The 16603-nt window shown below is 66.0% G+C and carries 26 protein-coding genes; 14 read left to right on the top strand and 12 right to left on the bottom strand.

What is annotated here, in order from left to right; translation table 11 throughout:
* Positions 1 to 77: 77 nt before the first annotated feature.
* On the top strand, positions 78 to 1154 hold the full coding sequence (locus tag BM337_RS12305) for a tubulin/FtsZ family protein (protein WP_089816890.1): 1077 nt from the start codon (positions 78 to 80) through the stop codon (positions 1152 to 1154).
* A 221-nt stretch (positions 1155 to 1375) separates the two neighbouring features.
* A complete protein-coding gene (locus BM337_RS12300; RefSeq protein WP_089816889.1) occupies positions 1376 to 1570 on the top strand; it encodes a hypothetical protein in 195 nt (64 codons plus the stop codon).
* Between the two features lie 54 nt (positions 1571 to 1624).
* Here BM337_RS12300 and BM337_RS12295 read toward each other — a convergent pair whose 3' ends face one another.
* Complete coding sequence (locus BM337_RS12295; protein ID WP_089816888.1) at positions 1625 to 2269, bottom strand: helix-turn-helix domain-containing protein; 645 nt, start codon at positions 2267 to 2269, stop codon at positions 1625 to 1627.
* Positions 2270 to 2355: 86 nt separating this feature from the next.
* Here BM337_RS12295 and BM337_RS12290 point away from each other — a divergent pair, with 86 nt between their 5' ends.
* On the top strand, positions 2356 to 3243 hold the full coding sequence (locus BM337_RS12290; protein WP_089816887.1) for an alpha/beta fold hydrolase: 888 nt from the start codon (positions 2356 to 2358) through the stop codon (positions 3241 to 3243).
* Between the two features lie 24 nt (positions 3244 to 3267).
* On the opposite strand, the gene BM337_RS12285 is transcribed toward BM337_RS12290, so the two are convergent.
* The 3 genes from BM337_RS12285 to BM337_RS12280 all read right to left on the bottom strand — a co-directional run bounded on the left by BM337_RS12285 (position 3268) and on the right by BM337_RS12280 (position 5569).
* Positions 3268 to 4611 carry an alkaline phosphatase family protein gene (locus BM337_RS12285; protein ID WP_089816886.1) on the bottom strand — a complete coding sequence of 448 codons (1344 nt, stop codon included), beginning with the start codon at positions 4609 to 4611 and terminating at the stop codon, positions 3268 to 3270.
* Between the two features lie 79 nt (positions 4612 to 4690).
* On the bottom strand, positions 4691 to 4855 hold the full coding sequence (locus BM337_RS20690; RefSeq protein WP_245778658.1) for a hypothetical protein: 165 nt from the start codon (positions 4853 to 4855) through the stop codon (positions 4691 to 4693).
* 180 nt (positions 4856 to 5035) lie between these two features.
* Entirely contained in the window at positions 5036 to 5569 is a 534-nt protein-coding gene (locus BM337_RS12280; protein ID WP_089816885.1) for an inorganic diphosphatase, read from the bottom strand.
* A 241-nt stretch (positions 5570 to 5810) separates the two neighbouring features.
* On the opposite strand from BM337_RS12280, the gene BM337_RS12275 reads away from it, so the two are divergent.
* The gene (locus BM337_RS12275; RefSeq protein WP_089816884.1) at positions 5811 to 6173 is read left to right on the top strand and encodes a PadR family transcriptional regulator; all 363 of its coding nucleotides are present in this window, start codon (positions 5811 to 5813) and stop codon (positions 6171 to 6173) included.
* A 3-nt stretch (positions 6174 to 6176) separates the two neighbouring features.
* Here BM337_RS12275 and BM337_RS12270 read toward each other — a convergent pair whose 3' ends face one another.
* Positions 6177 to 6731: a DUF7108 domain-containing protein gene (locus tag BM337_RS12270; RefSeq protein ID WP_089816883.1), complete on the bottom strand. Its 555-nt coding sequence runs from the start codon at positions 6729 to 6731 to the stop codon at positions 6177 to 6179.
* The gene (gene rnhA, locus BM337_RS12265; RefSeq protein ID WP_089816882.1) at positions 6724 to 7317 is read right to left on the bottom strand and encodes a ribonuclease HI; all 594 of its coding nucleotides are present in this window, start codon (positions 7315 to 7317) and stop codon (positions 6724 to 6726) included. Before rnhA ends, BM337_RS12270 begins: the two co-directional genes overlap by 8 nt.
* Before the next feature lie 172 nt (positions 7318 to 7489).
* Between rnhA and BM337_RS12260 the strand changes: the two genes are divergently transcribed.
* Positions 7490 to 8455 carry a transcription initiation factor IIB gene (locus BM337_RS12260; protein ID WP_089816881.1) on the top strand — a complete coding sequence of 322 codons (966 nt, stop codon included), beginning with the start codon at positions 7490 to 7492 and terminating at the stop codon, positions 8453 to 8455.
* A 223-nt stretch (positions 8456 to 8678) separates the two neighbouring features.
* Here BM337_RS12260 and BM337_RS12255 read toward each other — a convergent pair whose 3' ends face one another.
* A complete protein-coding gene (locus BM337_RS12255; RefSeq protein ID WP_089816880.1) occupies positions 8679 to 9086 on the bottom strand; it encodes a hypothetical protein in 408 nt (135 codons plus the stop codon).
* Between the two features lie 162 nt (positions 9087 to 9248).
* On the opposite strand from BM337_RS12255, the gene nreA reads away from it, so the two are divergent.
* From nreA to BM337_RS21760, 5 genes are all read left to right on the top strand, one after another.
* Positions 9249 to 10535: a DNA repair protein NreA gene (gene nreA / locus BM337_RS12250; protein ID WP_089816879.1), complete on the top strand. Its 1287-nt coding sequence runs from the start codon at positions 9249 to 9251 to the stop codon at positions 10533 to 10535.
* 39 nt (positions 10536 to 10574) lie between these two features.
* A complete protein-coding gene (locus BM337_RS12245; RefSeq protein WP_089816878.1) occupies positions 10575 to 10784 on the top strand; it encodes a hypothetical protein in 210 nt (69 codons plus the stop codon).
* A 53-nt stretch (positions 10785 to 10837) separates the two neighbouring features.
* The gene (locus tag BM337_RS12240; RefSeq protein WP_089816877.1) at positions 10838 to 11068 is read left to right on the top strand and encodes a hypothetical protein; all 231 of its coding nucleotides are present in this window, start codon (positions 10838 to 10840) and stop codon (positions 11066 to 11068) included.
* A gap of 71 nt (positions 11069 to 11139) precedes the next feature.
* Entirely contained in the window at positions 11140 to 11385 is a 246-nt protein-coding gene (locus BM337_RS12235) for a hypothetical protein (RefSeq protein WP_089816876.1), read from the top strand.
* 32 nt (positions 11386 to 11417) lie between these two features.
* Positions 11418 to 11540 (top strand): hypothetical protein, encoded by a 123-nt coding sequence (locus BM337_RS21760; protein ID WP_281244901.1) that lies wholly within the window; start codon positions 11418 to 11420, stop codon positions 11538 to 11540.
* A gap of 23 nt (positions 11541 to 11563) precedes the next feature.
* On the opposite strand, the gene BM337_RS12230 is transcribed toward BM337_RS21760, so the two are convergent.
* On the bottom strand, positions 11564 to 12004 hold the full coding sequence (locus BM337_RS12230; RefSeq protein ID WP_089816875.1) for a DUF302 domain-containing protein: 441 nt from the start codon (positions 12002 to 12004) through the stop codon (positions 11564 to 11566).
* A gap of 75 nt (positions 12005 to 12079) precedes the next feature.
* Positions 12080 to 12370 carry a DUF5789 family protein gene (locus tag BM337_RS12225; RefSeq protein ID WP_089816874.1) on the bottom strand — a complete coding sequence of 97 codons (291 nt, stop codon included), beginning with the start codon at positions 12368 to 12370 and terminating at the stop codon, positions 12080 to 12082.
* Positions 12371 to 12626: 256 nt separating this feature from the next.
* Between BM337_RS12225 and BM337_RS12220 the strand changes: the two genes are divergently transcribed.
* Genes BM337_RS12220 through BM337_RS12210 form a run of 3 tightly spaced genes read left to right on the top strand, consistent with a single transcriptional unit; the run spans position 12627 to position 14542 of the window.
* Complete coding sequence (locus BM337_RS12220; RefSeq protein ID WP_089816873.1) at positions 12627 to 13550, top strand: cell division protein CdpA domain-containing protein; 924 nt, start codon at positions 12627 to 12629, stop codon at positions 13548 to 13550.
* A 44-nt stretch (positions 13551 to 13594) separates the two neighbouring features.
* Entirely contained in the window at positions 13595 to 13918 is a 324-nt protein-coding gene (locus BM337_RS12215; protein WP_089816872.1) for a transcription factor S, read from the top strand.
* Positions 13919 to 13957: 39 nt separating this feature from the next.
* Positions 13958 to 14542, top strand: coding sequence for a DUF6517 family protein (locus BM337_RS12210; RefSeq protein ID WP_143117719.1), 585 nt, complete (start codon positions 13958 to 13960; stop codon positions 14540 to 14542).
* A 39-nt stretch (positions 14543 to 14581) separates the two neighbouring features.
* Here BM337_RS12210 and BM337_RS12205 read toward each other — a convergent pair whose 3' ends face one another.
* The 3 genes from BM337_RS12205 to BM337_RS12195 form a co-directional block, all read right to left on the bottom strand.
* Positions 14582 to 15313 carry a methyltransferase domain-containing protein gene (locus tag BM337_RS12205; RefSeq protein WP_089816870.1) on the bottom strand — a complete coding sequence of 244 codons (732 nt, stop codon included), beginning with the start codon at positions 15311 to 15313 and terminating at the stop codon, positions 14582 to 14584.
* A complete protein-coding gene (locus BM337_RS12200) occupies positions 15310 to 15714 on the bottom strand; it encodes a nascent polypeptide-associated complex protein (protein WP_089816869.1) in 405 nt (134 codons plus the stop codon). The genes BM337_RS12205 and BM337_RS12200 overlap by 4 nt, the downstream gene beginning before the upstream one ends.
* Before the next feature lie 73 nt (positions 15715 to 15787).
* Complete coding sequence (locus BM337_RS12195; protein ID WP_089816868.1) at positions 15788 to 16264, bottom strand: PUA domain-containing protein; 477 nt, start codon at positions 16262 to 16264, stop codon at positions 15788 to 15790.
* A 151-nt stretch (positions 16265 to 16415) separates the two neighbouring features.
* On the opposite strand from BM337_RS12195, the gene BM337_RS12190 reads away from it, so the two are divergent.
* The gene (locus BM337_RS12190) at positions 16416 to 16598 is read left to right on the top strand and encodes a hypothetical protein (RefSeq protein ID WP_089816867.1); all 183 of its coding nucleotides are present in this window, start codon (positions 16416 to 16418) and stop codon (positions 16596 to 16598) included.
* The last annotated feature ends 5 nt before the right edge of the window (positions 16599 to 16603 follow it).

Raw genomic sequence — 16603 nt, 5'->3', positions numbered from 1 at the left:
ACCGTCTGGTCCCGTCCCGGTACTTGAACCTCCGGAGCGGGGCAACGTTGATTAGTCGCCCTGTAGAGCCATGTGGTATGAAAGTCGTCCTGATAGGGGTTGGACAGGCCGGGGGGAAGGTCACCCAGGCCCTGGCGGAGTTCGATTACGACATGGGATTCGAGGCAGTGAAGGGCGCACTCGCGGTCAACACCGCCGAGGCGGACCTCCGTGAACTCGACATCGACACGTCCCTCATCGGCCAGGACCGGGTCAAGGGCCACGGCGTCGGCGGCGACAACGAACTCGGCGCCGAGATCATGCAGGAGAACGCCACCGAAGTGATGGGCGACCTCGACGGGCGCATCACCTCCCAGGCCGAGGCCGTCGTCGTCGTCGCCGGCCTCGGCGGCGGCACCGGCTCCGGTGGCGCACCGATGCTCACCCGCGAACTCCAGCGCATCTACGACGTCCCCGTCTACGTGCTCGGCGTCCTCCCCGGGCGCGACGAGGGGGGCATCTACCAGGCCAACGCCGGCCGATCACTGAAGACGTGCGTCCGCGAGGCCGACTCGCTGATCCTCATCGACAACGACGCCTGGAAGGCCGCCGACGACAGCCTCGAAGCCGGCTTCGACCGCATCAACGACGCCATCGCCCAGCGCGTCGGCCTGCTGTTCGCCGCCGGCGAGGCCGTCGAGGGCGTCGGCGAGAGCGTCGTCGACTCCTCCGAGATCATCAACACGCTCAAGAACGGCGGCATCGCCTCCGTGGGCTACGCCGCCGCCCCCGCCAGCGAGGACGCCGGCGAGAACATCTCCGTCATCACCAGCGTCACCCGCAACGCGCTGATGACCAGCATGAGCCTCCCGGACGCGACGGAGGCCGACGCCGGCCTCCTCGTCGTCGCCGGCCACCCCGAACGCATCTCGCGCAAAGGCGTCGAACGCGCGCGCAAGTGGATGGAAGACGAGACCGGCAGCCTCGAAGTCCGGGGCGGGGACTTCCCCATCGGCAGCGAGAAGATCGCCTCGCTCGTCCTGCTCGGTGGCGTCGAACGCTCGGCCCGAATCCAGGAGTTCATGGATCGGGCCCGTGAGGCAAGCGAGGGCATGGCCGAAGACCGGGACCCGATGGAAGGCATGACGAACGACGACCTGAACGACCTGATGTAACACAACGACCTTTTTTCGTGGGGGGAATCGCGCTCCCCTCCGGCGAGCGCTCAACCCCCCACAAAAAACGTCGGCGAAAAAAAGGCCGGATTCTCGCTTCGCTCGAATCCGGTGAAACCGCGGCGCGGTGCGCCGCGGTATGCTTGTAACGTACCGCAGAACCGCACCTCCTCACGCCACGCGGGCCAGCCGTTTTCGGGCTCGGACTCCTCTTGACAGCTATGTCGGAGTCAGACTTCGATCCCAGCGAGTTCCTCGACGGCGCGGACAACGAACTGAAGACGTCGATTCCGGGCGTCACGGTGACGACGCGGCTCGCGGACGCCGACGCCGAGGAGCTGGAGGAGGTCCACCGGCGACAACTGGAGTTCGCGCTCGACCACGCAGAGGACGCGAAGAACGCCTCTCGGATGTAAGATGTGGGGCCGGTGGAAGCCCGTCGCTGACGTCTCCTGATTCGGGTCGGTCCGTCAGCGACTCTCTGTGAACTCGCGAATCACGCTCGATTCCGCCTTTCTGAGTAGTTCACCGGCAGTGCTCGTTGCACAGTCGAGTCGCTCGGCCACGTCCCCGACGCCACCGGACCGCGGAACGTCGTAGTAGCCGACGGCGACGGCTGCGTCCAGTGCCGCGGTTTGGCGCTCTGTGATCGTCGCCGGCGATCCCCATCGGTCGAACTCCCCCACCCGTTCGACGGTCACGTCGGCGAGACCGGCGAGTTCGGCGTGGAACGTAGCGAGGTTCTCCGATTGGCCGACGGCCTCGAACGCGACGTGGCCGTCGTCGAAGAACGTTATCGGCGGCACGTAGACCACCGGCGATTCGGCCACCAGATCCAGCAGTACGTCCGGGAACTCGTAGTCGGTCTGGTGGACGAACGCGTACGTTCCGCCGTCACCGGGGACGAGTTCGGTACCGGTCGCCGAGTCGACGGCCTCGAACACCGCTGCCACGGCCTCGGTCGGTCCGTCGAACCACGTGAGCGTGGAGACGGTCGACAGCGGTCCCCAGACCAGGAGGTCGGCGCGTGACACGTCGTCCGTCGCCGCGAGCCGACGGTGGAACGGATGTAGCAGGTCGTCGGGGTACCGCGCCCGGAACGCGACGCGCTCCATGCCATCGTCTCTTCCGGCGATGTTATAAAAAGAACCGCATCCATCCGGGAGAACTGCCAGGCGGTTCGGCCCGCGACTACCGATCGATGAGCGAGACGGCGGCAACGGACGACCAGCGTCGGGTCGTCGAAGTCGAGGACGAGTGCAGTACCGTCAGGACCGACGAGGGACGGACTATCGCTTACGCCGAGTACGGAACGCCAGGCGGTGCGCCCGTCGTCTTCTTCCACGGCACCCCCGGATCCGGCGTCCTCGGAGAACTGTTCCACTCCGCCGCGCGCGAGAGCGACGTCCGCGTCCTGGCCATCGATCGACCGGGCTACGGCCGCTCGGACGGGTGGTCGGGCCGGACGCTGGCGGATACCGAACGATTCGTGCTCCCGGTGCTCGACGATGCCGGCGTCGCCTCCGCGAAGGTCGTCGGTTTCTCCGGCGGTGGCCCACACGCGCTCGCACTCGCGGCGACCTCTCCCGAGCGAGTCGAGGCCGTGGACCTCGTCTCGGCCTCGCCCCCGCCGTCGCTGGTCGAGGGCACCCCCCGGACGGTGCGCGTTCTCGAGATCCTCGCGAACAGGGTACCGTGGCTCCTTCGGGGATCCGTTCGCGCCCAGGCGTGGCTCGCAGCCAGGACCTCGCCCGCTCTCGTCGTCTCCCAGTACACGTCGAATGGCGGGGCCGACGTCCCTGGCCCGGTCGCCGAAGTGGTACGGCGCGACTTCGTCGCAGCGGTCGCGGGTCGCGGCGAGGGACTCGTCACCGAGAGCCGGTTGCTACACGGCGAGTGGGACGTCTCGCCGGGCGACGTCGACGCACCGGTTCGAATCTGGCACGGCGACGCCGACGCGAACGTCCCCCTCGACAGTGCGCATCGGCTGGCAGACGCGCTCCCGAACGCGGAACTGACGATACTGGAAGACGCCGACCACCTGAACGCGCTGCTGGAATGTAGAACTGACGTGCTGAGCGACTACTGAGAATAGCCGGTGGGCGAACCGCCCTCAGACCAGACTGCTACCGTCGAACTCGCCCCGCTCGTAGTCGACGTCCATCAGGTCCAGCATCGTCGGTGCGATGTCGAACAGGTCGACGTCCGACACGCGGACGTCGGGGTCGTCGACGAACAGGGAGGCGTTGTCGAAGCTGTGCATGCCGTTGCGCGGACCGAGGCCGAACACCTCGTCGCTGCCCTTGAACCCGGCTTTCAGGTCGTAGCCGTGGTTCGGGATGACGACGAGGTCCGGGGCGATGTCGTCGTGGTCGCCGCGGAAGGCCTCCTCCTTCGTGACGACGCGGTCGGCGACCTTCTCGCCGTCCGGGCCTTCGAGGGCTTCGAGTTCGGCCTGGAGTTCGTCGCGGACGGCCTCGTACTCGTCCTGGGGGACCGACCCGCGGGGTTCGCGGTCCTCGAGGTTGATGTAGAAGCGCCCAGGGATGAGCGAGTACGCGCGCGTGTCGTCGGCGATGTCGCCGAGGCTGTCGTGGTCGTCGTCCTCGTAGGAGAGCCACCCCTCCTGCTGGAGCCACTCGTTGAAGTGGACCTCGTGGTCGAGGCTGGTGAAGCCGTGGTCGGAGGCGACCATCATGGTGACGTCCTCGGGGAGCATCTCGCGCAGCTGGCCGAGGTAGTCGTCGACCTTGCGGTAGAACTCGAAGAACTCCTCCTGGTACTTGCCGTCCTCCTCGTAGTGTTTGAACAGGAAGTGGTTGACCCGGTCGGTGGTCATGAAGACGCCGAAGAAGAGGTCCCAGTCGTCCTCCTGGACGTAGTGTTTGAACGCCTCGAAACGCTTGTCGAGGGTCTCGTGGGCGTCCTCGATGAAGTCGGTCTTGTCCTCGTCGTGGCCGAGTTTGGCGTTGACGTCGATGCGGTAGTCGATGCCGTCGAGGTAGTCGCCGAGTTCGTCGGGGAAGGAGGCGTCGCCGACGCTCGGGGAGAGGAAGCCCGACACCATGCGCTGGACGTTGCGCTGGGGCGGGAAGGTGACGGGGACGTTCAGCACGGTGGCGTCGCGCCCGTCGTCGGCGACGCGGTCCCAGACGCGCGTGGCCTGGACGTCCCGGCCCATCGGGACGTAGGTGTCGTAGGAGCCGACCTCCCGGTCCTGGAAGCCGTAGACGCCGGTTTCGCCGGGGTTGACGCCGGTCGTGAGCGACGGCCAGCAGGCGCTGGATTCCGGGGGAACGATGCTGTCGATCGGCCCCGCGCTGCCTTCCTCGGCCAATGCAGTGAGATTCTCGAACTGGTCGGGGTGGTCCGAGACGAGGCTATACGGGACGCCGTCGATGCCGAAGAAGGCAACACGGGGTCCCTCGTCGCCGCGGAGACGGTCGAACAGGCCCATACGCGTCCTTTCAGCGGACGGGAACAAGAAACTTCTTTTCGCGGCCCGAATTCACGCACGTCGCCGGTATCGGCAATACCTACTCCTGGTGGGACGTCTGGCCGGCCACCGACTCACCGGTCACGGGCTCACCGGCCACCGACTCATCACCTTCGGTGTCCTCGTCGGCGTCGTCCGCGGCGTCGTAGTTCTCCGGAACGACTGTCGGGTGGTCCACGGCGACCCTCGGTTGCTTCGTTGCCATCACGTCTCCGCCTAGCCGCTCTCGCCACAAGTAATTACCCATGCTCATAATTTATCGGCAGCGCCGTCCGGTATTACCGTCGGGTATTGGTCCCCTCGCCGTCGACGACACTGGCGGGCGTCACTGGCGACGGCGCGAAATAGAGAGACGTCGTTCGGAGAAGCGAAACGGACGGTTAGCTTACGCGAAGTTCTGTTCGTACAGATCCATCGCGTGTTCGATGGCCTCTTTCGCGGCAGCCTTGTCCTCCCAGCCCTGGGTCTCGACTTCCTTGCCTTCCTCGAGGTTCTTGTAGGTCGCGAAGAACTCGTCGATCTCGTCGAGTTGCTGCTGGGGAATGTCCTCGAGGTCCTGCAGGTGGTCGTAGCGCGGGTCCTCCTCGGGGACCGCGATGACCTTGTCGTCCTGCTCGCCGTCGTCGTCCATCTTCATGAGCGCGATGGGGCGAGCCTCGATGACGCAGCCGGGGAACGTCTGGTCCTCGACGAGGACGAGCACGTCGAAGGGGTCCTCGTCGTCGTAGTACGACTGCGGGATGAAGCCGTAGTCCGAGGGATAGTGGACGTTCGAGTGGAGCACGCGGTCGAGGACGACGCCGGGGACGTCCTTGTCGTACTCGTACTTGTTACGCTCTCCCTTCAGGCACTCGACGACGGCGTAGATCGATTCGGGCGGGTTCGGGCCGGTTTCGAGGTCTTGCCACAGGTTCGTCATCACGACTCAGTCCGTGAGGTGGCCAAAAAGTACTTTCGTAATCCATTCTCATCACCACGTGAGACGCGGGGTAATCGGTTCGTACCGCCAGCTATTGGTTTCCTAATCAATTACAACAACTGTTATTCTGAATTGAACTAAGATTGGGGAATAGAGGCTATAGGCCCGCCGTCAAGTGGATTTTCGGGACAGCTCACTGGAGTTAACAAGCGTTAAATAGTTTGCTGACATTTCGCTAACCATGTCAGAGGCACAAGCCATCGACGGCACTCCGGGAATCGCACGAGAACTCACGGCCTTCCAGCAGAACATTCTGGTCATCCTCTCCGAGGAGCCACGGTACGGTCTGGCTATCAAGCGAGAACTCGAGACCTACTACGACAGCGAAGTGAACCACGGGCGCCTCTACCCGAACCTCGACGACCTCGTCGAACTCGACCTCGTCGAGAAGAGCGAACTCGACAAGCGGACGAACCAGTACGCGCTCACCGAGGAGGGCGAGGAAGCGGTCCTCGACCAGCTCGCGTGGGTCTTCGGGAAGTTCGCGGCCGACGACGAGCGCGCGGACGCGCTCCACGACCTCGTCGACGCCGAGCAGCAGTAGAATTTACTCCAGCGGACAGCTGACATCCGTTTTTTCGAACGCTACCTCCACAGAGTCTTCCACGCGCGCCAGCTGCCGGTCCGTCGGCCAGGCGTTCCGCGGGAGGTACTCCTCGATAAATTCGCGGAGTTCGGACCGCGTCAACTCCGTGACCGGCTTCGCGTAGTGGTTACTCGCGAAGTCGGCCAGCGCACGGGCGTTGGCAGCGTGGACGTCCTCGTGGTCAGCCGCGACCGCGTCGACGAGTTCGTCGTTCGTCTCCGCGACCGCCTCCCAGTCGTCGGGGTCGCCCGCGCCGGAGAGTCGACGTTCGACGCCGCGGTCCACGTCCTCGATGCGGTCCGTCCGGACGGTCCCGTCGTCCATCCACTCCGAGGGATAGCAGACGAGGACGTCGGCGTCGTCGTCTTCGCGGATCCGGACCGTGTAGTCGTACTCGCCGATCAGTTCGTCGCGTTCCGTACGGTAAGCATTGCTTTCGGCGGAATCGACGGCCTGTCGCGCGAGGCGCGTCAGCCGTTCGGCCTCCGCGACGACGTCGTCGGGAAGCTCAGTCATCGTCGAGCGCCTCGTTCGCCAGTTCGTCCGCGCGGTCGTTGACCTCGCGCGGGACGTGCTCGATGGACCAGTCGTCGAACGAGCGGAGTAGTTCGTGGGCGGTGACGCGACGCTCTCGCAGTTCGGGGTCGTCGGCGTTCCACTCCCCGCGGACCTGTTTGACCACGAGTTCCGAGTCGCCTCGCAAGACGATTTCGTCGAACCCGTAGCCCCGTGCGACGTCCAGCACCGTGATCAGTGCCTCGAACTCGGCGCGATTGTTCGTCATCCGGCCGACGGTCTCGCCGCCCTCGGCGACGATGCCGTCGTTCGTGACGAGTACCCATCCCACCGCCGCCGGGCCAGGGTTGCCGCGCGAGGCCCCGTCGAAGTACGCCTCGACGCGCCCGCCGCCGTCGCGGAGCACCGCCTCGAGCTGTGCGGTGGACCCGCCCTGGACGACGACTTTCCCGTCGTACGCCACGGCTGTCGCGCCGGCGTGGATCGCTCGCCAGCGTTCGTATTCGGTGTTTCCCGGTTCGACGTCGACCCCCGCCGCTTCGAGCCGTTCGCGTGCGGTGGTCTCGTCGCACTCGATGGTCGGCATCGCCTGAAGATGGCCGACCTGAGAGTAAAGGCGTTCCTCTTCACAAAGACACCGGCAGCGAATCCGGCCAGTGATCGTCGCCGACCGGTCGCCACCGGCCGCTTCTTGCGGCCCGAGACGGTAGCCCTTCCCAAGGTGTTAAATATCCTACTGCTCTTAACGTGTAATTGCGATGAAACGGTCCACCCGTCACCGTGAGCGGCAGCTACAGGAGGAGAACGAACGAGACGAGTCTGAACGGGCCAAGCAGTGTCCGGAGTGCGAGTCCGTGGACCTGGTCAAAGACGCCGACAGGGGAGAGGTGATATGCGAGGGGTGCGGGCTCGTCGTGGAAGAGGGCAACGTCGACCCGGGGCCGGAGTGGCGCGCGTTCAACCACTCCGAGCGGCAGGAGAAGTCGCGGGTGGGAGCGCCGACGACGCAGACGATGCACGACAAGGGGCTGACGACCACCATCGACTGGAAGGACAAGGACGCCTACGGTCGGTCGATCTCCTCGAAGAAACGCAGCCAGATGCATCGCCTGCGCAAGTGGCAGGAGCGAATCCGGACCAAGGACGCGGGCGAGCGGAACCTGCAGTTCGCCCTCTCCGAAGTCGACCGGATGGCGAGTGCGCTCGGTGTCCCGCGCTCGGTCCGCGAAGTGGCCTCCGTCATCTACCGGCGCGCGCTCAAGGAAGACCTCATCCGCGGCCGGTCGATCGAAGGCGTCGCCACCTCGTGTCTGTACGCCGCCTGCCGACAGGAGGGGATCCCGCGAAGCCTCGAAGAGATCGCGGACGTCTCACGCGTCGACCGCAAAGAGATCGGCCGGACGTATCGGTACGTCTCACACGAACTCTCCCTGGAGATGGAACCGGTGGACCCCAAACAGTACGTCCCCCGGTTCTGTTCGGAACTGGACCTCACCGAAGAGGTCCAGTCGAAGGCCAAGGAGATAATCCAGGCAACGGCCGATCAGGGACTGCTCTCCGGGAAATCACCGACTGGGTACGCCGCGGCGGCCATCTACGCCGCCTCACTGCTCTGTAACGAGAAGAAGACCCAGCGCGAAGTCGCCGACGTCGCCCAGGTCACGGAAGTGACGATCCGGAATCGGTACCAGGAACAGATCGAAGCGATGGGGATTCACAGTTAGGTTGGTACCGAGCGAAGCGAGGTACCAACGAATCGCGAACGGGGAGGAACGACCCGTGAGCAGGCTGGTGCCGACCGCAGGGAGGCACCAGCTATACGCGAACGGGAGCGACCGAAGGGAGCGACACGCGAGCAGGTTGGTACCGAGCGAAGCGAGGTACCAACGAACCGCGAACGGGGAGGAACGACCCGTGAGCAGGCTGGCGGGCCGTGAGACGAGCTGTTCACGCCGCTTTTGGCTGGTCCTCGCTCGCGTCCCGGCCACGCGAGACGCCGCGGACAGACCGGTCGTCGCCGGTGAACGTCGTCACGAACGCCACGAGACTCACGACGGCGACGAGGCCGCCGCCGATCATGGTGACGGACGTGAACACGGGGACGAGGCCGAAGACGATGGGGGAGACGGCGAGGACCGCCCCGAACACGGCCGCGGCGAGCGCGACCGAACGGGACGCGTCCTTGCCGTAGGCGATTCGGTACGCGGTGTATCCCATCGCGAGGGTCGCGAACTCGCCCACCAGGACGTTGGTCAGTGCCTGTCCGTGGCTCACGCGCCAGAGGGCCGGGGCGAAGATGGTACAGAGCGCGGCGACCGTGGCGACAACCGCCGCCAGTTTGAGAACGCGGGACATGCCTGGTGTAAACGTACGGACTGGACATCCCTAACTGTTAGCCTCAGCGAGAGGTGCGGCGCCAGCGGATCGGGTGTCGGGAAAGTCGCCACCGCCGCTGCGGCGTGAGACTCCGAGCCCGCCGGGACAGATTCTTACCCCCCTGCGTCCAAGGGGAGATAGATGCGTCTCGACGAGTTCGTCGCGGGGTTCGAGCGGGACGAAGCGGCCGAGCGACGGCGCCTCGCCGAGGAGAAGTCCTACGAGATCACCAACTACCTGGACGACGTCGAACAGCAGTTCAAGGAGACGGTCCAGGGCGACTCGCTGTTCGGCTCGACCGCGCCCGAGATTTTCGTCGGCCGGTCGGGCTACCCGAACATCTCCACGGGCGTGCTCTCCCCGATGGCGCCGGACGCCGACGCCGCCGACTTCGCCACGAGCGGCGAGTGGTACCAGCGCGGTCTGGGCATCGACGACGTGCTCCAGCGCCGGACCGGCCTGCTCAACTCCACGCGCTCGGCGAAGGTCAACGTCGACGACGTCTGGGACGGCTTCGTCGGCACCCAGCGCGAAGTGGCCATCGCCGACCGACCAGTCGACGTCGAAGTCGGCCTGGACGACGCCTCGAACCTCGACATCGGTCTGGACGATATCTCCACGCCGACCGGTCCGCGGGCGCGGGCCAACAGCGCCGAACTCGCGGAGAACCCCCACGTCCCCCGCTCCGTCGAGAAGACCCTGGAGGACGACGACTGGCGCGCCGAGGGCGCGATGACGTACCTGTACAACCGCGGCTTCGACGTCTACGAGGTCAACACCATCCTCTCGGCGGGCGCGATGGGCCAGAACCACGAGCGCAAACTCGTCCCGACGCGCTGGTCCATCACCGCCGTCGACGACACCGTCGGCAAGTACCTCCGCGGCGGGCTCCTGAACCGCGACACCATCGACACGACCGAGGTCTGGTACAACGAGTACATGGGCAACCGGTACTGGGTCGTCCTCACGCCGGGTCGCTGGGAGTTCGAACTCGTCGAGATGAAGGCGCCCGAGAGCGTCTGGAACCCCGTCGCCGAGTCCTACTACCTCTCCAGCGCCAGCGAGGGGTACGAGGGCCGCACCGGCTACGTCGAGGAGACCGCCGGCGCATACTACGCCTCCCGACTCGGTGTCCTCGAACACCTCCAGGAGCGCGACCGGCAGGCGAAGTGTCTGGTCCTCCGCGAGGTGACCGACGAGTACTGGGCCCCCGTCGGCGTCTGGCAGGTCCGCGAGGGGGTCCGCAACGCCTTCGAGCAGGACGCCGGCGACGCGAGCAACCCCCGACTCGCCGATCAGCCGGCCGAGGCCGAGACGTTCCGCGACGCGGTCAACGCCGTCGCCCAGCAGCTTCCGGTGTCGCTCAACACGCTCCGCCGCAAATCCGACATGGTCGCCGGGTTGCAGTCGCAGATCACGGACTTCTGATTCGACAGTGCTTTGACGAGTGCCGCGGCAGGCGAGGGTATGCAGATTGGTCTCCCCGCCGGTGGCGACGTCGCCATGCTGGTCTTCGTCGTCCTCTACTGGGCCGTCGTCATCGGCGGCGTCGTCAAGTTGATCGGCTGGATCGTGGATCGCCGGACGAGAGAACTCCGCCAGCGCGTCGCGCTGCTGGAACACGAGGTTGCGGAACTGGATGGAGACGCGTCGTCGGCCGAGTCGCCGCGAGACTGAGGTGAGCGACGAGAGGACCTCGTTTTATTTGGCCCCATGGGGAACTAGCAGCCGTGTACCCTCCAATCGCCCAGTTCGGAATCCCCGGCGCGCAGGAACTCCTCATCATCCTCATGATCTTCGGGATGCTGGCGATACCAGTCGTCGGTATCGCGCTGGTCATCAAGTACCTGACCGGGAACGACTCGGAGACTGACGAACGCATCGCGGAACTCGAACGCGAAGTCGAGGAGCTACGGGCGGCAGACTCCAAGAGCGACCGGGCGTCCGGCGATGATCGCTAACGAGTCAGGGACAGCCTGGAACCGTCTGTAGAAGCAACTATTTACCGAGTCATTCCGAGAAGTCATCGCCAATGTACCAAACCGCCCTCCAAGTAGGAATACCCGGCACGCAAGAGATACTGATCATTTTTCTCATACTGATCGTACTCGTGGCCCCGGCTGTGGTCGTCGTTCTCGTTGCCCTGGGTGTTCTCCGTCTGTGGCGAGGTGACTCGACCAGCGACGAGGAACGCATCGCGGAACTCGAACGGGAAGTCGAGGAACTCCGCGAAGAACGCGGGACGGCGACGACCAAACCTGACGACGAACTGGAGTAATCTTTACCAACAGGTATCGGGATCAGGTGAGTATGGCCGCTATCATCTTCCCGTTTACCATGGAGTTACTCGTCATCGTGCTGTTCGGACTCGTCGCGCTCCCGGTGTACGTCGCGACCCGGATCCTCGACGCAATCGAGGACGCGCTGGCCTAGCGCGCCTGTTTCAGAACGATTGTCTATAGCGCGCCGAAGGCCTCGTCGACCATCTCGCCGGTCTCTGCGACGATGTCCGCCCACGCCTCGTCGTCGGGGGCCATCCCCACCAGACGGGCGATTCGCATGATACTGACGTGGTAGACGGTCTGGACGCCCGGCTCTTCCTCCCAAACGACGACGTTGCACGGGAACAGCGCGCCGATCTGTTTGTCGCTGGCGTCGAGCGCACGGTCCGCCATCGCCGGGTTGCACGCGCCGAGCACGTAGTACGGGTCACGGTCCGCGTCGACCTTCTCGTTTAGCAAGTCAGACGGCGAGAACTCGACGGGGACGCCGAAGCCGGCGTCCGTGAACACCTCGCGGACGTGCTCGACGGCGGCCTCGTGGTCCATCTCCAGCGTCGCTCGTTCCTCGCCGATGTCCTCTGACCGCACGGCTTCCGGGTCGAACGGGAGCGTCATGACTGACGATACAGTGCCGCGCGAGAAAAAGCTGGTCGGTGGGGCGGTCGCCGGTCGATGGTCGGGTTCCGTGTCCTACTCGTTCGCCGTTGGAATCGGGCCGTCGCCGATGACCTCGCGCACCGCGCTCTCGAACTCGCGGCGGTGCTGGAAGTAGGGGACGTCGACGTCCTCCAGCAGCGTCGCGAGTTCCTGCGGGCCGTCCGGCGTCCGGACGAGCGTCTCGCCCTCGCGCTCGACGACGGTGCTGTGTTTGATGCCCCAGGTGAGCCGGGAGCTCACGCGAGCCAGCGGCGCGCCCTCGACCGGTTCGCCGTCACCGAGTTCGACGGCCGGTCCCTCGTCCTCGCTCTCGTCCTCGCTCATACCCTGCGGTTGCGAGCGGCCGTGATTAGTGCTTTCGGTACGACGTGACGGGGAATTGGCTCCGAACGGAGGAAGAAACAACAACACTTCGAAAGCCCCGGCCCTTTCATTCCCACCCGCTTGGATGGTCCATTAGCTGATTATCACGATGACTGGCCGACCGTAGCCCTGGCCAGTCGTCGTCGCCACTGGATCGCCTCCCCGTCCGACGGTCGTCTGACGCATTGTTTTGGGTGTCGAACCGAAAGACGCGCCCATGACGAGCCTCACCGACGTCTACGAGGGACGCGTCGGCCGGGTCGCCAGCCGGCGCCAGCAGCTCTTCGGCTCGGGGCTGTTTCTCGCCGGCGCGGCGATGCTGGTCGGTGCCATCGGCGTCGCCACCACGGGAATCGGGACGGCGGCACTGAGCGAGTACGGGGCCAGGGAAGTCGGCGGCATCCTGGCCGGAATCGGACTGCAGACGGTGCTGCTCGGCGTGTTCGCGTTGCTCCCGGCATCGCGCCGGGTACGCGGCGCGGCGGTCATCGGCACCGGCGTCGCGCTGCTCGGCGTGGCGCTGTTCCAGCACGTCTATCCGTACCAGTGGGTCGAGTCGGCCCCGCTGTTCGCGCTCGCGACGACGACCGTCTACTTCTTCGGCGTCGTCACGACGTTCTGGTGCCTGTTCGTCGGGCTCGCGACGTTCAAGACGCGGAACGACCCGGGCGGCACGGCCCGGATGGAGGTCACCCAGGAGGGGACTATCCGCCTCGTCGAGGAGGCCCAGTCGACCGGCGGGCTCGGCGGTATCGGCCTGTTCGGCACGGAGCCCGACGGATCGGTCGAGACGCAGACGAACGGCTCGTCGGGCCACTCCGGTGGTGGCGTCGGCCCGTCGGCGGCAGTCAGCGACGGTGGCTCGGCGGCGACGGACGGCCTCGACGAAGTTGGAACGAGCACGACGCAGGGGACCCAGTCGACGACCGACGCTGGCTCTCGGTCGACGACGGCCGGCGGGTCCACTGACCGGATGAGCGACTCGACGGCGCCGAAGACCCAGCCCGACTCGTACTGCGGGAACTGCCGGCACTTCGAGTACGTCACGCTCGACGGCGAGCCGGAGCCATACTGCGAGTATCACGGCGCCGAACTCGACGACATGGACGCGTGTTCGTCCTGGCGCGAGCAGTCGCGGTGAATCCCTGTCTTTAAATTACACCGGCGGCGTATACGAGTGACAACATGGAATTCTGCGACGAGTGCGGCTCGATGATGAAGACGGAAGACGGCACGTGGGTCTGCGGGAGCTGTGGGTACGAGAAGGCCCGCGACTCCGGGTCCGAGAGCGCGATGGTCACGACCCAGGGGCAAGAAGAGAGCGAGATCGTCGACACCTCCGAGGTCGACGCCGAAGACATGGGGCCGACGACGACGGCGCAGTGTCCCCAGTGCGACAACGACCAGGCGTTCTGGGAGATGAAACAGATCCGGTCGGCCGACGAGTCAGAGACGCGGTTTCTCACCTGTACCGAGTGCGAGCACAAGTGGCGCGAAGACGACCACTGACCGGTCGTGACGGGGAGCGAGTCGGTCTCGTTCCCGACAGTGCCGCGCGATAGACTCGACGCTGGCGGCTGGGTCCAGTCCGGGAAAACGGTCGAAACCGTGTTCGAACTCCCGGGCGTCAGCGTTCGAGGGGCGACGCTGCAGTATCGGGACGACGCCACGTCGACAGCAATTGCCGAGACCGCAGCCGTCGAGGCGACGTGGCGCTTCTTCTTCGCGACCGCACTCTCGTTCGAGCCGGAAGTCCCACCCACCGCGAGTCGTGCGTTTCTCCTGCCGGTCGTCCGCGCGCGAGCCACAGATCGCTTCCGGTCGACGCTTCAGGAGAGCGGCCTCACCGACGTCGAGCGAGTCCGGACGGAACGGCGGCGGATTGGGTACGAGAAGCGAGTGCCGCTGAGCCGGTTCGAGGCCGCGCTGGAACTCGAGACGCCGGCCGTGACGGTCCCGCTCGGAGGGTGGCTCGGGGTCTGGTACGACGACGGGTTTCTCGTCAGTGGCGGCGCCTACCCCGAACGACCGATAGGGGCGGTGCTCGGACTCGACGACCCGCCACCGGTACTCCAGCGCGACGTCGTGACGTACAGACGCGAACTGCTAGAACTGATGAGAGACGTCTCTTAACTGTCCGACTACGAAGGGGCCGGGAGACCGAAGAAGGCCTCACTCCCGCCGAGCGAACGTGAGATAACCGGTGTGGCCGACGCCGCGGGTCGAGGGCCGTGTGCCGCGGTCACCGACGTCCATCTCGCGCTGGATGGTCTCCAGCGTCTCTGGGTCTTCGAGGCCGGCCGCCCGCGCCGCCTCGACTGCTTCTCGGGCCTGTTCGACGAACGGCGAGTAGACGGCGACGTAGCCGCCCGAGACCAGCAGGTCGGGCGCGCGTTCGACCACGGCCGCCGCGTCGGCGGTGTCGAGGGTCAGGACGTCGAAGCGCTCGCCCTCGGTCAGCGTCGGGAGTTCGTCGGTTACGTCGCCGTGGCGCACCTCGACGGCCTCCTCGACGCCGGCCAGCGCCATGTTCTCGCGAGCGACGTCGGCGAAGTCCGCATCGGCTTCGTACGTCGTCACGCGCGCGCCGATGCGCCCGAGGTACGCCGACAGGACGCCGGTGCCGGTCCCCGCGTCGAGGACCCGGTCGCCCGATTGCAGGCCAGTCTGGCCGACGACGAGGCCGATGTCGCGTGGCATCATCGGCGCGCCCGTCCGCTCCAGGTGGTTGAAAAGGTCCGGGCCGCGGAGCTTCCGGACCCGGAACTCGGTGTCGAGATGCGTCTCGACGGTGTCGCCGGGTTCGACGTCCTCGGGCACCTCCAGGATGCCCAGGTCAGACTCCAGCGTGTCGCCCGGGGCTAGCAGGTACTCGCGGTCCTCGCGGACGAACAGGTAGCTCACTCTAGCCGCTCGACGGCGGCCGCGAGGTCACCGTCGGCCTCCTCGAGGGCTTCGCGCGCCGCGTCTTCGCCGACGCCGGCCCGCATCGCGACGAGTTCGACGTCGTCGTCGGGAATGCCGCCGGCGTCGCCACCGGCCTCAGCGCTCCCGGCGTCGCCCGACGCTGACTCGCCGCCCGAGTCGGCGCCGCGTTCGCGGCTCTCCGGGTCGCCGACGACCTGGTAGGTCTTCTGGCCCTGGGCCTCCATGAGCTGGACCTCCGCGTCGGTGAAGTACAGCTCCTCGTCGGGGGTCCGGATGATCACTTCCTCGGCGTCGATATCCTCCATATCGATGCCCATCTGTTCCATCATCTGCTTCATCTTGCGCGGATTGAGTCCGCCGCCGCCTCCTCCAAACATAGCCCAACCTGGGCCTTCCGTCCCAAAAAGCTCTCCCCTTTGCCGTGTACCGCACAGACCAGTCTCGTCCCAGTTACTCGCCGTCTTCGCCGACGGTATCCCGGACTTTCACGGCCATCCCCGTCTCGAACGCTCGCATGCCGTCCCCGGACAGTTCCGTCCTGCCCACTGCGAGGAGGCGGCCGTCCTCGTGGACGACGAGCACCTCGTCACCCGGCCGTATCTCGTCGTCGGCCTCGTCGACGAACTTCGCGAAGACGTTGCGCCCGTCGCGAACGAACGGCTCGCTCTCGTCGCCGACGACGACGCGGTTGCGCGGCGCCTCGAAGGCCTCGTGGAGCCGCCGACCGCCGTCGATACCGAGCGTGAAGCGGCCGTCGTTGCCGTAGCTGACCAGGCGGCCGTCCTCGGCCGTGACCTGTCGCGGTCGGCCGGAGCTGGTCCGGGTCACGGACAGCGATTCGAGGTCGTCAAACAGGGCCGCGCCGCCGCCGCGGCCGAACTGGTAGTCGGCGGCGCGGCGTAACAGCGTGGCCTCGGCGTCGGTCATCAACTGATGCTGACGACCCGGAACCAAAAGCGTCACCAACCGCGGACGGACTCGCAGAAACCCCTCGGTCGAAAACGATAACGATCGATCGCGTTTATCCCCGTTGGATTTGGAGAAATTTATACCGGACGACCGATTACCTTTGGCCGACATGGCAACGGATACGCGAAAAGTCGCAGTCGGCGTCCTCCTGCTCGTCGCGAGTACGGCCATCATCCTCGGTACGGGACAGCTCGGGAGCGGATTGCCGCCGGTTCTCGGATCGCTCGCCGCGCTCGGACTTGCCGCCGGCGCGCTGCTCGTCGGCACGTCCGAAGACGCTCGCCCGGTCTGAAACCG

Origin of the sequence: Halomicrobium zhouii (assembly GCF_900114435.1) — an archaeon.
Taxonomy (GTDB): Archaea; Halobacteriota; Halobacteria; order Halobacteriales; family Haloarculaceae; genus Halomicrobium; species Halomicrobium zhouii.
Note: the sequence above shows the minus strand (reverse complement) of the source record. Positions and strands in the feature narration are given on the sequence as shown.

Excerpts from the sequence above, each read along its gene's own strand:
- BM337_RS12305 (WP_089816890.1), top strand. The coding sequence starts at position 78 with ATGAAAGTCGTCCTGATAGGGGTTGGACAGGCCGGGGGGAAGGTCACC.
- BM337_RS12300 (WP_089816889.1), top strand. The coding sequence starts at position 1,376 with ATGTCGGAGTCAGACTTCGATCCCAGCGAGTTCCTCGACGGCGCGGAC.
- BM337_RS12295 (WP_089816888.1), bottom strand. The coding sequence starts at position 2,269 with ATGGAGCGCGTCGCGTTCCGGGCGCGGTACCCCGACGACCTGCTACAT.
- BM337_RS12290 (WP_089816887.1), top strand. The coding sequence starts at position 2,356 with ATGAGCGAGACGGCGGCAACGGACGACCAGCGTCGGGTCGTCGAAGTC.
- BM337_RS12285 (WP_089816886.1), bottom strand. The coding sequence starts at position 4,611 with ATGGGCCTGTTCGACCGTCTCCGCGGCGACGAGGGACCCCGTGTTGCC.
- BM337_RS20690 (WP_245778658.1), bottom strand. The coding sequence starts at position 4,855 with ATGGCAACGAAGCAACCGAGGGTCGCCGTGGACCACCCGACAGTCGTT.
- BM337_RS12280 (WP_089816885.1), bottom strand. The coding sequence starts at position 5,569 with ATGACGAACCTGTGGCAAGACCTCGAAACCGGCCCGAACCCGCCCGAA.
- BM337_RS12275 (WP_089816884.1), top strand. The coding sequence starts at position 5,811 with ATGTCAGAGGCACAAGCCATCGACGGCACTCCGGGAATCGCACGAGAA.
- BM337_RS12270 (WP_089816883.1), bottom strand. The coding sequence starts at position 6,731 with ATGACTGAGCTTCCCGACGACGTCGTCGCGGAGGCCGAACGGCTGACG.
- rnhA (WP_089816882.1), bottom strand. The coding sequence starts at position 7,317 with ATGCCGACCATCGAGTGCGACGAGACCACCGCACGCGAACGGCTCGAA.
- BM337_RS12260 (WP_089816881.1), top strand. The coding sequence starts at position 7,490 with ATGAAACGGTCCACCCGTCACCGTGAGCGGCAGCTACAGGAGGAGAAC.
- BM337_RS12255 (WP_089816880.1), bottom strand. The coding sequence starts at position 9,086 with ATGTCCCGCGTTCTCAAACTGGCGGCGGTTGTCGCCACGGTCGCCGCG.
- nreA (WP_089816879.1), top strand. The coding sequence starts at position 9,249 with ATGCGTCTCGACGAGTTCGTCGCGGGGTTCGAGCGGGACGAAGCGGCC.
- BM337_RS12245 (WP_089816878.1), top strand. The coding sequence starts at position 10,575 with ATGCAGATTGGTCTCCCCGCCGGTGGCGACGTCGCCATGCTGGTCTTC.
- BM337_RS12235 (WP_089816876.1), top strand. The coding sequence starts at position 11,140 with ATGTACCAAACCGCCCTCCAAGTAGGAATACCCGGCACGCAAGAGATA.
- BM337_RS21760 (WP_281244901.1), top strand. The coding sequence starts at position 11,418 with ATGGCCGCTATCATCTTCCCGTTTACCATGGAGTTACTCGTCATCGTG.
- BM337_RS12230 (WP_089816875.1), bottom strand. The coding sequence starts at position 12,004 with ATGACGCTCCCGTTCGACCCGGAAGCCGTGCGGTCAGAGGACATCGGC.
- BM337_RS12225 (WP_089816874.1), bottom strand. The coding sequence starts at position 12,370 with ATGAGCGAGGACGAGAGCGAGGACGAGGGACCGGCCGTCGAACTCGGT.
- BM337_RS12220 (WP_089816873.1), top strand. The coding sequence starts at position 12,627 with ATGACGAGCCTCACCGACGTCTACGAGGGACGCGTCGGCCGGGTCGCC.
- BM337_RS12215 (WP_089816872.1), top strand. The coding sequence starts at position 13,595 with ATGGAATTCTGCGACGAGTGCGGCTCGATGATGAAGACGGAAGACGGC.
- BM337_RS12200 (WP_089816869.1), bottom strand. The coding sequence starts at position 15,714 with ATGTTTGGAGGAGGCGGCGGCGGACTCAATCCGCGCAAGATGAAGCAG.
- BM337_RS12195 (WP_089816868.1), bottom strand. The coding sequence starts at position 16,264 with ATGACCGACGCCGAGGCCACGCTGTTACGCCGCGCCGCCGACTACCAG.
- BM337_RS12190 (WP_089816867.1), top strand. The coding sequence starts at position 16,416 with ATGGCAACGGATACGCGAAAAGTCGCAGTCGGCGTCCTCCTGCTCGTC.